Raw genomic sequence first — 14,769 nt, forward strand, 5'->3', positions numbered from 1 at the left:
TTTCGCGTCCTTCCTGCACCCTTTCCGCGAATGCGAAGCGGGCACTGCGGGTGCTTTCTTCAAGCAAAGGGAGGCATGCGCCCTCTACCCTGCAAAGGGAAGGGAGTTCGCTTGACAGGCAAACATCTGTTCGTATAATGGCTAGTGCTGTATTCAATTGAAGGAGACGCGATGTCGCAGGCGGCAGAAAAAGAAAAGACGCTCAAGCCCACACTCGACCAGATCGAAAAGAAGTTCGGACGCGGGTCGATTATGAAGCTCGGCGATAACGAGCACATGGAAATCGGGGTCATCCCCACCGGCGCCCTGTCGCTCGATGCGGCCTTGGGCATCGGCGGCGTGCCCCGGGGCCGCATCGTCGAGATCTACGGCCCCGAATCAAGTGGCAAAACGACGCTCGCCCTCCACATTCTCGCCGAGGCCCAGGCACTCGGCGGCATCGTGGCCTTTATCGACGCCGAACATGCGCTCGACCCGGTCTACGCCGCCAAACTCGGCGTCGACGTCGACGACCTGCTCATCAGCCAACCGGACACCGGGGAACAGGCACTCGAAATCTGCGACATGCTCGTCCGCAGCGGCGCCATCGACGCCGTCGTCATCGACTCGGTGGCAGCCCTCGTGCCCCGCGCTGAAATCGAAGGCGAGATCGGCGACACCACGGTCGGCCTTCAAGCCCGCCTCATGAGCCAAGCCCTCCGCAAACTGGCGGGCTCCCTGTCCCGATCCAACACCACCTGCATCTTCATCAACCAATTGCGCGAGAAAATCGGCGTGATGTTCGGCAATCCTGAAACCACGACGGGCGGCCGCGCGCTGAAGTTCTTCTCCTCGGTTCGCATCGACGTCCGTCGGTGCGACTACGTCAAACAGAACGGCGAGACGGTTGGCAACCGCGTACGTGCCAAGGTCGTGAAGAACAAGGTGGCCCCTCCATTCCGTCAAGCTGAATTCGACCTCATGTACGGAGAAGGCATTTCAAAAACTGGCTGTATATTGGATATGGCGGTTGAGTGCGGTATCGCCAAGAAGAGCGGTGCTTGGTACACGTATGGGGAAGAGCGCCTGGGCCAGGGAAGGGAAGCGGCAAAGCGCACGCTCGAAGACAACCCCGACTTGCGCGACGAACTCGAACGCAAGGTGCGCGAGGAATACGAGCTCGCCATCCCCGAACCGAGCGGTTCATCGGTCGCCACCGAAACCCATCCCGACCCCAAACCGGCTAAACGCAAGTAGGCGCTCGGTCGTCCCATGGCGTTCGCACCCGATTCGCACCGCGCGGTTTCCTCCTTCGACCCCGACCCAGTGCGCGCCCCGCGCAGGCGCAGGCGCCCGTCGACGGGGAAGGGGGAGCCACCGCGCATGAAGCCGTTCGACAAGCTCGTGCAGCTCTGCTCGGTGCGCGAGCGATCGAGCGCAGAACTCGCCAAACGCCTCACGACTTATGGGTACCCCGAAGATGAAGCCCGTGAAGCCATCGCCAAAGCCCAACGTCTCGGCATCGTAGACGACGCTCGATTCGCCGATCTGTTTATCCGATCGCGTCTAGCTGCAGGAAGGGGAGAGCGGTCGATAGAGCGCGACCTCCTCAAACACGGCATAGTCGCCCGCGACCTCGACGGCTGGCCCGAAGCCTACGGCATCGAAGATGCCTCCCAACTCGAGGCGGCTCTCGCTCTGCTCCAATCCCATCCACCGCGTTCCAAGCAGGTTTGGAACGCCGCGTATCGCAAACTCATCGGCAGGGGATACCAAGCCGGGGTCGCCTCTCGCGCTGTGCGCATCTGGTACGAAACGCGCTCAGACGGCAATCGTCCCTAGGCAACGTTCGCCGCTGCTCGTGTGCATCTCGCCCCTTCTCTAGAAAATCTCACGCATAACATCTATAGTTGATATGCGTGAGATTTTACGTGCCTGCAAAGGTGTTTTATATAGATGAACTGCATAGAGCGCCCCACAACCGTACGTCTATTCTCATGCCTGGTTTTCACCGGGCATTTTTGATGTCCAGAACCAATAGCCACACGCAAACGAAAGGGGGAGCGTATGCCGGAAATCCTTTGGCTCATCATCGGCCTTGCTGTCGGCGTTATCGCCGGCGTCATAGTCATTCGAGCCATCAACAACTCTCGCCAGCAGAACGCCCAGCGCGAAGCGGACGCGCTCATTCAGGAAGCACGCAAACAGGCCGACACCTTGAAAAAGGAAGCAGAGGTGGAGGCGAAGGACCAAGCCCTCAAGCTGCGTCAGTCGATCGAAGCCGAAAAGTCCGAGCGCCTGAAGGAGGCGCGTGCCGCCGAGGAACGTCTCAACAGCCGTGAAAACTCGCTTGACCACCGTAGTGATTCGCTCGACGCCCGCGAGCACCAGCTCTCGAGCATGCAGGGCCAGCTCGACCGTCGCAATCGCGACCTTCAGGACAGCGAGCGCAAACTCGACCAGCGTCGCCAATCCCTCGACGCCCGTTTCGAGGAAGTCAACCAGCGCTTGGAAGAAGTCGCCGGCATGACCTCTGACCAAGCCAAGACCGAGCTGCTCGACAACCTGCGCGACGAAGTCACCCATGAATCCGCCGCCATCATCCGCGACGCCGAGGCGCGCACCAAGGCCGAAGCCGATAAAACGGCTCGCGAGATCCTCTCGATCGCCATCCAGCGCGTCGCCGCCGACCATACGGCCGAAATGACCGTGTCGACCATCCACATCCCCTCGGACGACCTCAAGGGCCGCATCATCGGTCGCGAAGGCCGCAACATCCGCTCCTTCGAACAGCTCACCGGCACCAACCTGATCATCGACGACACCCCCGAATGCGTGACGATCAGCTGCTTCGACCCGGTGCGCCGCGAAATCGGACGGGTCACGATGGAAAACCTCATCGCCGACGGGCGCATCCATCCCGCGCGCATCGAGGAAATGTACAAAAAGGCCCAGCGCCTCGTGAACCAGAAGGTCCAAGAGGCCGGCGAGCAGGCTACCTTCGATACCGGCATGCACGACCTGCATCCCGAACTCGTGCGCACCCTCGGCCGCCTGCGCTACCGCACGAGCTACGGCCAGAACGTCTTGAACCACAGCCTCGAAGTCGCCTACCTGGCGGGCGTGATCGCCTCCGAACTCGGGCTCGACCCCACCACCGCGAAGCGCGCCGGCCTTCTGCACGACATCGGTAAAGCGGTCGACCACGAAGTCGACGGAAGCCACGCGGTCATCGGTGCCGATCTGGCCCGCCGCTTCGGCGAGAAGCCCGAAATCGTCCATGCGATCGAAGCCCACCACAACGACGTGGAACCCAACAGCGTGCTCGACGTCATCGTTCAAGCTTCAGACGCCGTTTCCGCCGCTCGCCCGGGAGCCCGCAAGGAAACCCTGGACGCGTATGTGAAACGCCTCGAAAAGCTCGAAGAGATCGCCAACGCCCATAAGGGAGTCGAGCGCACCTATGCCATCCAGGCCGGCAGGGAAGTGCGCGTCATGGTTCAGCCCGAAGTGGTCGACGAAGCGGCCACCAAGGTGCTCGCCCACGACATCGCCCAGCAGATCGAAAACGAGATGCAGTATCCCGGTCAGGTCAAGGTCGTCGTCATTCGCGAAAGCCGCGCCGTCGACATCGCTAAGTAAGCGCGTATGCCCGAAGACCTCACCGCATTCATCCAACACGTCACCGGCGAAAGCCATTCCCGCGTCGAAGAGGACCTTGGGAATGGCTTCGTCCGTTTACGGAGCGAAGAAGCCGAGCGCCGCCAGGCCAAGCACGACGTGCGGGGCACCGAAGACATCGTTATTGAAATGCTGCGTAACGCGCGCGACGCCCACGCTTCCCGCATTTTCGTCGCCACCACCAAAGAGGGCACCAAGCGGTCCTTAACGATGATTGACGATGGGGACGGCGTCCCCGCAGGCCTGCGCGAACGTATTTTCGAAGCGCGCGTTACGAGCAAGCTCGATACCGTGCATTTTGACACCTGGGGTATCCACGGGCGCGGCATGGCTCTCTATGCGATCAAGGTGAACGCGCAATCAGCCCGCGTCGTCGATACCGTCGAAGGAGGCGGCACCGCCATCTCCGTCGTCACCGATACGGAAAGCCTGCCGGAAAAGCGCGACCAAAGCACGGCCCCGATCTTCGTCCGCACCGATGCCGGCACCGTGACCGTAAGGGGTCCGCGCAACATTCGGCGCACCGTCTACGAGTTCGCCTACGTCGACCGATCTCAGGTGACCGTCTACCTGGGTTCGGCGACCGATGTCGCGGCCACGCTGTGGACGCTCGGCCGGCAGAAGACGTCGGCAACCGATCGCGCCTTCTGCACCGACCTATCAGCGCTGCCTGTCTGCGACCGCCTCGCCTTCGCCTCGACTCCCGAAGAGTTTTCCTCCCTTGCCCTCGGTATCGGCCTCGTGCTCTCGCCGCGAAGCGCCCGCCGCATCATGGACGGAGAAATTTCCCCTCTTTCGTCTGCCGCCGAAGAGGTGCGCATCACGGGCGCCGACGAACGCGCCGGGGGCGCCAAACGGCGCAAACCCGGGCGCCCGCGCTCCGAGGCCCCAGACGTCAAGGACACCCTCGACGCCGTCGACGCCCGCACGCTCAAGATCGCGCCCGAGGATAGAGACGCCTTCCTCGCCCAGGTGTTAGACGCCTACCGGGCCCTTGCGCGCGCCTATTATCTCGACGACACCGTGCAGCCTGCGCTCCGGGTAGGCAAAGGCGCCCTGACCCTCGAGATTCCCGTGCGACTTTTGCGGTAGCAATTGCCCCGTGGGTCTTGGACCTCTATCATGAGCCTACATATACGCAGACCACAAACGCAGCACTCGAAAAGGATACCCGTGTCCACCGTCAATCATCTCAAGCCCGAAAACGGGCTCTTGAAAGTCTCTTCGAAATCGTCGCCCGCGTCAGTGGCGGGCGCCATCGCCGGAATGGTCAAGGACGGGTCCCATGTCGAGCTGCAATCGGTCGGCGCCGGTGCCGTCAACCAAGCGGTCAAGGCGATAGCGATCGCCCGCGGCTTTCTCACGCCGGTAGGCATAGAGATCGCCTGTACCCCCAACTTCGCCGACATCGTCATCGATGGGGAATACCGCACGGCGATTCGCATGAAGATCGTCCCGCTCGGCACTGCTCCCACCGTGTTTTCCCCCACAGAAGAATAGGCTCGCTTTGCTTAACGACTCAACTTTCTGCATTACCACCTTCGGTTGCCAGATGAACAAACACGACACCGAACGGATCGCCGGCACGCTCGAATCCCTGGGGTCCGTACGCGTCGACGACAACGCCGATGCCGACTTCAGCATCTTCCTTACCTGCTGCGTCCGAGAAAAGGCCGATGAGCGCCTGCGCGGCCAAGTCGCTTCGATGAAGAACGACCCCGTCCGTCCCGGGAGCCCCTACGGCCACCGCTACGTATGCATCGGCGGATGCATCGGCCAGCGCGACGGCGAAAAGATCTTCAAGGACCTCTCCAACGTCGACGTCGTCTTCGGCACCCACAACATGCAGGCTCTTCCGCATCTTCTCGAAGAGGCCATCGATTCGGGCGAGCACCGCGTCGAAGTGGTGGACGGCCGCGCCGAATTCCACGACGAGTTGCCCGAAGACCGGGAGCACCCCTGGGCCGCCTGGCTGCCGATCACCGTCGGCTGCAACAACTTCTGCAGCTACTGCATCGTGCCCTACGTGCGCGGGCGCGAAATCAGCCGCCCGATCGAAGAGATCGCCGATGCCGCCAAAGCCTATGTCCAACAGGGCGTGCGCGAGATTTCGCTCCTCGGTCAAAACGTCAATTCCTACGGGCGCGACCTCTACGGCGAACCGCGGTTCGCTGCGGTGCTCGACGCCGTTGCCGCAAGCGGCGTCGACCGCATTCGGTTCTTCACCAGCCACCCCAAGGACCTCACCGACGAGGTCATCGACCGCTTTGCGACCCTGCCCAACCTTATGCCCGCCCTTCACCTTGCCGTGCAATCGGGATCCAACCGCGTCCTGTCCGCGATGAACCGCCGCTACACGGTCGAGCACTACCTTGAACTCGTCGACAAGGTACGGGCCGCGCGTCCGGACATCGCTCTTTCGACCGACCTCATCGTCGGCTTTCCCGGCGAGACCGAAGAGGATTTCCTCGCAACCAAGCGCCTCGTCGAAACGGTGGGGTACAGCCAGGTCTTCACCTTCATCTACAGCAAGCGCGCGGGCACGCCCGCCGCCGCCATCGAAGACGACGCGCCGCACGAGGTTATCCAAGACCGCTTCGATCGCCTCGTCGACGTCGTGCAGAAGGGTGCTTGGGCCTTCAACCAGCACGACCTAGGCGCCACGGTGCCCGTTCTCATCGAAGGCACGAGTAAACGGGATGCCGCCATGGTGGCAGGGAAGAGCCCGAAGAACCAAACCGTCCACGCGCGCCTTCCCCAGGGGTGTTCCCTCGACGACCTGATCGGGCGCATCGTCGACGTGCGCATTGACGAGGCGCGCACCTGGTATTTGAAGGGGACCCTGCTCTGATGCCGCAACGGCTTCGCATCCCGCTCGTCGTCGTCTGCGGGCCCACCGCTTCAGGAAAGACCGACCTATCCCAGCGCATAGCACAACGATTGGGCGGCTGTGTGCTCAGCGCCGACAGCATGCAGATTTACACCGGCATGGATATCGGCACGGGCAAGCTCGCGCCCGCCGACCGCATCGTGCCCCATTACGGCTTCGACCTCGTCGACCCAGGGGCGCCCTATTCGGCTTCCCTCTTCCAAGCCTACGGGAGGGGAGTAGTCGACCGCTGCGACCGCGACGCCACGCCCTGTGTGATCTGCGGGGGGACGGGCTTCTATATCCGCGCCGTCGTCGACGCCTACGAATTTCCCAAAGGCGACCAGGTGGGCAACCCCGTCCGCGAAGCCTACACAGCCAAAATCGCCGCCACCTCGGCCCAGGCGGTCTGGGAAGAGCTGACGGCCTGCGATCCCGCATCCGCAGCCCTTATCCATCCCCACGACACGAAACGTCTCGTTCGCGCGTTCGAGATGAGGGCGGATGGGACCACCTATGCCGCGCAACATGCTCAGCTTGCCCACATCCCGCCCTTCTACGAGCCGGTGACCTTCATCGGCCTGCGCGTCGATCCCGACATCCTGCGCTCCCGCATCGATGCTCGCGTCGACCAGATGATCGCCGCCGGACTTGTCGACGAAGTGCGCGGGCTGCTCGATTGCGGTTTCCGGGACGCTCTTACCGCCCAGCAGGCCATCGGCTACAAGGAAATCGTCGCCGCCCTCGAGGGACGGTGCACGATCGACGAAGCCGTCGACCAAATCAAGTTCGCCACCCACCGGTACGCCAAACGCCAGCGCACCTGGTTCCGCAAGGACGCCCGCATACAGTGGCTCACGGCCGATACACCCGATTTCGAATTGTTAACAGACCAAAGCCTCGCAGAAATCGAGCGTACAATGGACGAAAACAGATAGGAGATCCCATGCGCTACGCATTCACCAAAATGCACGGACTCGGAAACGATTTCGTGTTCTTCGACGTCTTTCAGCAAGACTACCATTTCACGACCGAGCAAATCGCCTTCATCTGCGATCGGCACTTCGGAATCGGGGGAGACGGCCTCATCGTAGCGGAACCCTCGCCCAAAGACTCGTGCGTCGCTTACATGCGCTACTACAACGCCGACGGCTCGGTCGCGCAGATGTGCGGCAACGGCATCCGCTGCCTGGCCAAATTCGTCGTCGACCGCGGCTACGTCGACCATCCGGAAGACGGCTTCGTCCTCGACACGCTCGCCGGCGAGAAGGGAATCACCTGCTCGCTTGACGAAGACGGCAAGCTCCTCGAAGCCACCGTCGACATGGGCGAACCCATCCTCGTCCCCGAAGAGGTCCCCACGGCCCTTGCGGCAACGAGCGACTACCAAGGCACGCCCTTCGTGCGCGCAGCCCTCATCGACAACCCCTGGAAGGGCATTGCGTTCACCTGCGTCTCGATGGGCAACCCCCATGCCGTGACCTTCATCGACGACTTCGCCGCCCTGCCCGACGCCTTCTTCACCGACCCCGCGCACAAGAGCCTCGCCACACTCGACGTGGCCACGGTGGGCCGCTATTACGAACGCCACGAAGCCTTCCCCGAAAAGGCCAATATCGAGTTCATCTCCGTCGCCTCCGACGGTCTTCATATGCGCGTCTACGAACGCGGCGACGGCGAAACGCTCGCCTGCGGCACCGGCGCCTGCGCATCCGCCGTTGCCGCCCACCTCAACGAGCTCTCCGAGCGCACGGTTGACGTGCACCTCCGCGGCGGCGTCCTCCACATCGACTGGAAGGCCGATTCCGACCACGTCTTCATGACGGGCACCGCGACCGAAGCGTTCGAAGGATCCATCGAACTTGTCTAAAAACCTCAACCGGTTTCCGCTGCAGGACACGGCGGAAGAGCCAGAACACGCACTGCTCGTCGGCGTAGAGTTTCCCCAATCCGAATGGCCCTTGCAGGAAACCCTCGCAGAACTGGGGCGCCTTGCCGACACGGCGGGCGCCCTCCCCGTTGGGCAGATCACCCAAAAACTCGCCACGCCCAATCCCGCCACCTTCATCGGCAGCGGCAAGGCGCACGAGCTTGCCGAGCTCTGCCGCTCACTCGACGTCGATGTCGTCATATTCGACGACGAACTGACGCCCTCGCAGCAATCCAACCTCGAGAAATGCGTTGACCGCAACGTCAAGATCATCGACCGAACGGCCCTCATCCTGGATATTTTCGCCCTCCATGCTCATACGCGCGAAGGGCGCCTGCAGGTGCGGCTCGCCCAAAATCAGTACCTGCTGCCGCGCCTGCGCGGCATGTGGGCTCACCTTGCCAGCAACCGCATGGGCGGTGGCGTCGGCAGCCGCTTCGGAGAAGGCGAGAGCCAGCTGGAAGTCGACCGAAGGCTTGTACGCAAACGTATCACGTCGATCAAACGCGAACTCGCCGAGCTCGACCGCAATCGCAGCCTGCAACGCCAAAGTCGGTCGGCAAGCGGCATGGTCCGCATCGCGCTTGCCGGTTACACCAACGCGGGCAAATCGAGCCTGCTCAACCGCCTTACCGACGCGGGCGTTCTCAGCTATGACAAGCTCTTCGCAACCCTCGATTCCACCACCCGCAAGCTCACGCTGCCCGAAGGACGAGAAGTCACCCTGACCGATACGGTCGGCTTCATCCAGAAGCTCCCCACAACCCTCGTTGAATCCTTCAAGAGCACGCTCGAAGAAATTCGCGAAGCCGATGCCATCCTTCATATCGTCGATGCCTCGGCAACCGAATACGAGCACCAAATCGCGGCCGTCGAAGAGGTCTTGGACCAAATCGACGCCGCCCACATCAATCGCGTGACGGTTTTCAACAAGATCGACGCGCTCACAGAGGACGAAGAAGCCGCGCTCAAGGCACGATACCCCCACGCCCTCTTTATTTCGGCACGCACCGGTCAAGGCGTCGACACGCTTATCGACCAACTCGTTCGGCTTTCCGCAGCCCAAGACACGCATCTTACCGTGCGCATCCCTTACGACCGGGGCGACCTCGTATCCCTGGCCCACCAACGGTGCTTCATCTCGCGCGAAGCATACGAACCCGACGGCACTGTCATTCAAATGCGGGTGCCCAGCGCATTCGCCCCGACTTTCAAGCCGTTCGTCGTCGAAGAGGACGACACCGACGAGTCATAAATCCCGCCGTTTGACCAGTGGGAAATTGAACGCCCCGTCCGCGCTCGAAACGCACGGACGGGGCGAAGCAAAAAGACAGCGCGTCGCGCTTACATCACACGGCGAAACAGGGCCACCACTTTGCCGACAATCGTGCAGTCGGGGACGATGATAGGGTCCATAGAAGAGTTCTCAGGCTGGAGGCGTATATGGTCGGCCTCCTTATAGAAGCGCTTCACCGTAGCGCCGTCGTCGACCAAAGCCACGACGATATCGCCGTTGGTGGCCGTGGGCTGCTCTTTCACGACAATGTAATCGCCATCGTTTATGCCCGCTTCGATCATCGATTCTCCGTGTACGGAAAGCAAGAAGGATGCCGCATCGCCGACGATTTCCGTAGGGAGCGCAATCGTTTCGGTGATGTTCTCCTCGGCGAGAAGGGGGGAGCCGGCGGCCACATTGCCTACAAGGGGCAGCGAAACGACAGAACCGAAGGCGGGGGAGAAGGCGCCCCCCGCATCTGCCGTCGCGTCGTCCTGGGCGTGGGCAAGCGTAATGGAACGCGACTTGAGGGGGTCGCGGTGAATGAGCCCCTTTTCTTCGAGCGCGTGCAGATGAACATGGACGGTGGAGGGAGACGATAGGTGCATGCGATCGCACAGCTCGCGCACCGTGGGTCCGTACCCCTTTTCGGAGATGAATTCCTCGATGCAATCGAGTACGGCTTGCTGACGTTTGGTAAGGGCTTTTGCCATAGGATCCTCCGCTCGAACATACGTTCGTTAATTTGTTGACAAGTACGTATGTTCGATTTAGAGTATACACGAACAAAGGTTCTATGCAAGAACTTCGAAAGGGTAGTCATGAGGTACGAAACCGCACGTTATCTCACAGAAGGCAGCGCCGCACTTGCGCCCACGCATTCTTGCACCACCGAATACGGCACCATCATTACGTTCGATAAGGCCCGCGCTTCCTGCGGGAGGCGGTTGGCAGAGAGCGCACGTCGACCGCACCTCAGAACACCGCAATGGTATCGGGACCTCACCAATGGAACGCTCGCAGGAACTCCTGCAGAACACTCGTCGAAACGACAGGTCATCGGCATCGGGGCAGGCTATACGCTCGCCGCCGCACTGGTTCTTGCACTCGGCGTGGTGCTCTAAAAGGAAACGGCAATCGCCAGAAGCCAAGTCGCATCCAGAGCGCACATTCATATGGTACCCTCGTCTCATCAAACGAGAGGAGCGGAATGCGTTGCCCTAATTGCGGAAACAAGGTTTCCAAAGTCGTCGATTCTCGACCTTCTGAAGACGGCACCGTAATCAGAAGAAGGCGCGAATGCCTGTCCTGCGGCCGTCGATTTACCACCTACGAGCGCTTGGGAGAAAGCCCTCTCATCGTGCTGAAATCCGACGGCACCTCCGAGGTCTACCATCGCGACAAGCTCATTCGCGGTATCTATATCGCGTGCGCAAAACGCCATATAACCCCTGAACAGATCAACAATCTCGTTGACGACCTCGAAGCAGAGTTGCGCAACAGAAACTTTACCGAAATCAAGTCGAAGGACCTGGGCGATATGGTACTCAAACGCCTCAAGGACCTCGACGAGGTCGCCTATATTCGCTTTGCCAGCGTCTATAAAGACTTCAAGAACGTCGAAGAATTCAGCAATGCCTTGAAAGGACTCTAAGTGCACCTTCCCGTAAAAAAGCTCACCGATAACGCCATCGTCCCGAAAACCGCCTACGCTGGCGACGCTGGCATCGATTTATCGTCGACCGAAGATCTCGTGCTCAAACCCTTCGAACGAAAACTCGTCCCAACGGGTCTCGCTATCGGGCTTCCTGAAGGCTATGCCGGTTTCGTCACGCCACGGAGCGGTTCGGCAATCAAGCAAGGGCTTTCTATAGTGAACGCGCCGGGGCTTATCGACAGCGGCTATCGGGGCGAGCTTAAGGTCATTCTCATCAACCTCGATCCGCAGAACGATATCGTCATCAAGGCCGGCGACCGCATTGCCCAACTGGTGGTTCTTAAGGTCGAACAGATTCAGGCGGTAGAGACGTCCCAGCTCGACAGCACCGAGCGCGGTACGGGCGGATTCGGGAGTAGCGGCGTCAAGTAGCTCCCCCACCTTACTCCCCTTAATATTGATAATATATGTTATGTAAATCTAAGCAGGTTAGATAAGAAGCCATGTTCCATCTCACACAAGCCGTACGGGGCAACGAGACATCGTCCCCCGTGCATCCTACGGCTCGTTACCCTTCCAAGAGCCGCCGCAGGCCCACGGACCCAACGGCCGTGGGCCTGCGGCGATTATCGCGTGTACGTGTAAGCGACCAGCGGGCACCGCTCATTGCCCGTCCTCACGCACGACGATACTCACTTCGCCGGTACGTAAGGTATCGAAAGTGTCGTCCGGCAAGGAAACCATAAGGCCGAGGTCGTCGCTCACCCCGCGCACCACTGCCCGTTCGCCGTCGTGGGCTCCCCCCTTGATTTCCACGCAACGCCCCGTGAGGAAGGAGCGCTCTTGGTACTCTGGAACGAATGCTTCGAAGGGGTCGTGTTCGTAGAGCTCGATAAAGGCAGAAATAATTCCTGCGGCAAGACGATTCCTGAAGTCTGTGCGCTTCTCGTGCAGGACGGCCCCCGCCCGCCTAGAGATAGCCTCGGGGAACCCGCCTTCGGGCTCGTACACGTTCACGCCGATGCCCACCACCGCATAGGAGAATCCGCCTGATTCTAAATCGACGGAGGCTTCGGTGAGAATGCCGGAGACTTTTCGTCCATCGATGTAGACGTCATTGACCCATTTTATCTGGGCGCCACAATCGGGTCTGAGGGATTCTATCGCACGACACACCGCAACAGCCGCCGCGCCCGTGATAAGCCCCGATTGAGCCACCGCGACAGTCGGTCGCAGCACAATGGAAAGATAGACCCCCGTATCTCCCAATGAATAGAAGGGGCGTCCGCGACGCCCCCTCCCCTCCACCTGTTCGGCAGCGATCACACAGGAATAGGGGCCCGCCCCATTCTCAGCCGCAGCTTTGGCGTCGGTGTTGGTGCTTCCCGTCGATCGCTTCACATCCAGATGGACGCGGTCTGCCAACGAAGGCGGAAGAAAGGAACGCACGCCGGCAGCGTCGAGCTCATCGTAGACGCCCGCAAGCCGATACCCCCTCGCCCGCTCAGACGCTATGCAGATACCGTCCTCTTGAAGTCCCTGAACAGCTTTCCAAACCGCCGCCCGAGAAACGCCCAATTCTTCCGCAACGCGCGCCCCCGAAACGAAGGGAGAGGCCCCCTGTGATGCCGCAACGAGCATGCGAAGGAGCCTCTCCTTTACCGACGATCCTTGATCCATGGTCATCGCTTACGCTTCGAGCAGGGCGCGGGCCGCGGCTTCGAGGGTATCGAGCAGAGCGTCGGCATCGGCCTGGTCCGCCGCCTTCGCGAACAGATAGGCCTTGATCTTCGGTTCGGTCCCGCTCGGACGGATGATGACCTTGTTGGTGTCCGGCAGTTGGAACTCGACCACGTTGGCCTTGGGCAGGCCCTGGAAGCCGTCGGCATAATCGACGACGGTTTCGACGGAGAAGCCGGCAAGCTCTACCGGTGGCTCGGCATGCAGCCGTTCCATGAGGGCGGCCATGCTGCGCGCCCCATCGGCGCCGGGATAGGAAATGCTGATGGTGCGATTGCGGTAGTAGCCGTAGCGACGGTAGAGGGCATCGATTGCATCGACCAAGTTCATGCCCTGCTTCTTATAGTGCTGGGCCATCTGGCAGATGATCATGCTCGCGCCGATGGAGTCCTTGTCGCGTACGTGCGTGCCCGGGCAATAGCCGTAACTTTCCTCGAAACCAAGCACGTAGCGATCGAGGGCGCCTTGGGCGGCAAGGTCGTTGAGCACGCTGCCGATGTATTTGAAGCCGGTAAGGGTGCGCACCACGGAAATGCCGTAGTGGGCGGCGATCGCGTCGATCATGACCGTGGACACGATCGTGCTCACCACAAGCGCGTCGGGACGAAGCGTACCCCGGGCGGCGCGCATCTTGCAGATGTAGTCGAGCATCAAAATGCCCATCTCGTTGCCGGTGATCAAGGTATAGTCGTCGCCGTCTTTGCAGGCCACGCCCACGCGGTCGGCGTCGGGATCGGTCGCCAACAAGAGATCGGGGTGCACCTGCTCACACAGCTCGATGCCCTTTTGCATAGCTTCGCGAATCTCGGGGTTGGGATAGGGGCAGGTGGGGAAATTGCCATCGGGATCGCGCTGTTCGGGCACCACCGTCACATCGGTCACGCCGATGCGCTCGAACAGGCGTGAATTGAGTTCGAGGCCCGTCCCGTTAAGGGGCGTGTACACCAGTTTCAAGGGAACATCGGCCGCTTCCGGGTCGGAAAGGCTCGCTTTAAGCTCGGCATCGAGAAAACGGTCGAGAATCCCATCGTCGATCCAGGAAATGAGCCCTTGGTCGACAAGGTCTTCGAATGACCCGGTGCGTACGCCGTCAAAGGGGTCGACGGTTTCAATGGCCGCCGAAATCTCGTCGGCCGCATCGCTCGTGATCTGACAGCCGTCGGGGCCGTAGACCTTGTAGCCGTTGTAGGCGGCGGGATTATGGCTGGCCGTCATCACGATGCCGGCCGAAGCGCCGAGCTCGCGCACCGCAAAGCTCAAGGCGGGCACCGGCTCGATACGGGGGAAGAGGAGGGCCCGTACCCCATTGGCTGCGAGAATCGCCGCCGTCGTGCGCACGAAGAGCTCGCCGTTGTTGCGGCTATCGCGGGCGATGGCGACGGTCGGCGCGTCGAAGTGCGCCTTAAGGTAATTGGCAACGCCCTGGGTCGCCTTCCCCACCGTGTAGACGTTCATGCGGTTGGTGCCCGGCCCGAGCACGCCGCGCAAACCCGCCGTCCCGAAGGAAAGATCCTGGAAGAAGGCGTCTTCGAGCGCAGACGCGTCGCCCGAAGCGAGGAGGTCGGCAAGCTGAGAGGCGATTTCGGGGTCGGTCGCGCGCTCGGTCCAGCGATCGACGGTGCTTTGCAAACTCACGT

At 61.2% G+C, this 14,769-nt stretch carries 15 protein-coding genes; 12 read left to right on the forward strand and 3 right to left on the reverse strand.

Annotated features, from left to right (window positions below):
• The first annotated feature begins 171 nt into the window (after positions 1-171).
• The 9 genes from recA (at position 172) to hflX (ending at position 9,714) form a co-directional block, all read left to right on the forward strand.
• A complete protein-coding gene (gene recA, locus BN3270_RS06470) occupies positions 172-1,236 on the forward strand; it encodes a recombinase RecA (RefSeq protein ID WP_058986323.1) in 1,065 nt (354 codons plus the stop codon).
• Between the two features lie 126 nt (positions 1,237-1,362).
• Entirely contained in the window at positions 1,363-1,821 is a 459-nt protein-coding gene (locus BN3270_RS06475) for a regulatory protein RecX (protein ID WP_058986324.1), read from the forward strand.
• Positions 1,822-2,046: 225 nt separating this feature from the next.
• On the forward strand, positions 2,047-3,621 hold the full coding sequence (gene rny, locus BN3270_RS06480; RefSeq protein ID WP_058986325.1) for a ribonuclease Y: 1,575 nt from the start codon (positions 2,047-2,049) through the stop codon (positions 3,619-3,621).
• A 6-nt stretch (positions 3,622-3,627) separates the two neighbouring features.
• Entirely contained in the window at positions 3,628-4,752 is a 1,125-nt protein-coding gene (locus BN3270_RS06485) for an ATP-binding protein (RefSeq protein ID WP_058986326.1), read from the forward strand.
• Between the two features lie 81 nt (positions 4,753-4,833).
• The gene (locus BN3270_RS06490) at positions 4,834-5,160 is read left to right on the forward strand and encodes a stage V sporulation protein S (protein WP_271711944.1); all 327 of its coding nucleotides are present in this window, start codon (positions 4,834-4,836) and stop codon (positions 5,158-5,160) included.
• 7 nt (positions 5,161-5,167) lie between these two features.
• Positions 5,168-6,511 carry a tRNA (N6-isopentenyl adenosine(37)-C2)-methylthiotransferase MiaB gene (gene miaB, locus BN3270_RS06495; RefSeq protein ID WP_148335503.1) on the forward strand — a complete coding sequence of 448 codons (1,344 nt, stop codon included), beginning with the start codon at positions 5,168-5,170 and terminating at the stop codon, positions 6,509-6,511.
• Complete coding sequence (gene miaA, locus BN3270_RS06500; protein WP_058986328.1) at positions 6,511-7,467, forward strand: tRNA (adenosine(37)-N6)-dimethylallyltransferase MiaA; 957 nt, start codon at positions 6,511-6,513, stop codon at positions 7,465-7,467. Before miaB ends, miaA begins: the two co-directional genes overlap by 1 nt.
• Positions 7,468-7,475: 8 nt before the next feature.
• Entirely contained in the window at positions 7,476-8,399 is a 924-nt protein-coding gene (gene dapF / locus BN3270_RS06505) for a diaminopimelate epimerase (protein WP_058986329.1), read from the forward strand.
• Positions 8,392-9,714 carry a GTPase HflX gene (gene hflX, locus BN3270_RS06510; RefSeq protein ID WP_058986330.1) on the forward strand — a complete coding sequence of 441 codons (1,323 nt, stop codon included), beginning with the start codon at positions 8,392-8,394 and terminating at the stop codon, positions 9,712-9,714. The genes dapF and hflX overlap by 8 nt, the downstream gene beginning before the upstream one ends.
• Positions 9,715-9,803: 89 nt before the next feature.
• Here the strand turns inward: hflX and lexA are convergent, their stop codons facing one another.
• Positions 9,804-10,448, reverse strand: coding sequence for a transcriptional repressor LexA (gene lexA / locus BN3270_RS06515; protein ID WP_058986331.1), 645 nt, complete (start codon positions 10,446-10,448; stop codon positions 9,804-9,806).
• Positions 10,449-10,556: 108 nt separating this feature from the next.
• Between lexA and BN3270_RS09510 the strand changes: the two genes are divergently transcribed.
• From BN3270_RS09510 to dut, 3 genes are all read left to right on the forward strand, one after another.
• Positions 10,557-10,859: a hypothetical protein gene (locus BN3270_RS09510; protein ID WP_148335504.1), complete on the forward strand. Its 303-nt coding sequence runs from the start codon at positions 10,557-10,559 to the stop codon at positions 10,857-10,859.
• 86 nt (positions 10,860-10,945) lie between these two features.
• Positions 10,946-11,389, forward strand: coding sequence for a transcriptional regulator NrdR (gene nrdR / locus BN3270_RS06520; protein WP_058986332.1), 444 nt, complete (start codon positions 10,946-10,948; stop codon positions 11,387-11,389).
• Positions 11,390-11,824: a dUTP diphosphatase gene (gene dut, locus BN3270_RS06525; protein WP_058986333.1), complete on the forward strand. Its 435-nt coding sequence runs from the start codon at positions 11,390-11,392 to the stop codon at positions 11,822-11,824. It abuts the gene before it with no gap.
• 231 nt (positions 11,825-12,055) lie between these two features.
• Here the strand turns inward: dut and BN3270_RS06530 are convergent, their stop codons facing one another.
• A complete protein-coding gene (locus BN3270_RS06530; protein WP_058986334.1) occupies positions 12,056-13,033 on the reverse strand; it encodes a biotin--[acetyl-CoA-carboxylase] ligase in 978 nt (325 codons plus the stop codon).
• 48 nt (positions 13,034-13,081) lie between these two features.
• Complete coding sequence (locus BN3270_RS06535) at positions 13,082-14,767, reverse strand: phospho-sugar mutase (protein ID WP_058986335.1); 1,686 nt, start codon at positions 14,765-14,767, stop codon at positions 13,082-13,084.
• Between the last annotated feature and the right edge of the window lie 2 nt (positions 14,768-14,769).

This window comes from Hugonella massiliensis (genome assembly GCA_001486445.1).
Classification (GTDB): Bacteria; Actinomycetota; Coriobacteriia; order Coriobacteriales; family Eggerthellaceae; genus Hugonella; species Hugonella massiliensis.

Bases quoted from the DNA above. Each gene is read 5' to 3' on its own strand.
- recA (WP_058986323.1), top strand. From the start codon at position 172: ATGTCGCAGGCGGCAGAAAAAGAAAAGACGCTCAAGCCCACACTCGAC.
- BN3270_RS06475 (WP_058986324.1), top strand. From the start codon at position 1,363: ATGAAGCCGTTCGACAAGCTCGTGCAGCTCTGCTCGGTGCGCGAGCGA.
- rny (WP_058986325.1), top strand. From the start codon at position 2,047: ATGCCGGAAATCCTTTGGCTCATCATCGGCCTTGCTGTCGGCGTTATC.
- BN3270_RS06485 (WP_058986326.1), top strand. From the start codon at position 3,628: ATGCCCGAAGACCTCACCGCATTCATCCAACACGTCACCGGCGAAAGC.
- miaA (WP_058986328.1), top strand. From the start codon at position 6,511: ATGCCGCAACGGCTTCGCATCCCGCTCGTCGTCGTCTGCGGGCCCACC.
- dapF (WP_058986329.1), top strand. From the start codon at position 7,476: ATGCGCTACGCATTCACCAAAATGCACGGACTCGGAAACGATTTCGTG.
- lexA (WP_058986331.1), bottom strand. From the start codon at position 10,448: ATGGCAAAAGCCCTTACCAAACGTCAGCAAGCCGTACTCGATTGCATC.
- BN3270_RS09510 (WP_148335504.1), top strand. From the start codon at position 10,557: ATGAGGTACGAAACCGCACGTTATCTCACAGAAGGCAGCGCCGCACTT.
- nrdR (WP_058986332.1), top strand. From the start codon at position 10,946: ATGCGTTGCCCTAATTGCGGAAACAAGGTTTCCAAAGTCGTCGATTCT.
- BN3270_RS06530 (WP_058986334.1), bottom strand. From the start codon at position 13,033: ATGCTCGTTGCGGCATCACAGGGGGCCTCTCCCTTCGTTTCGGGGGCG.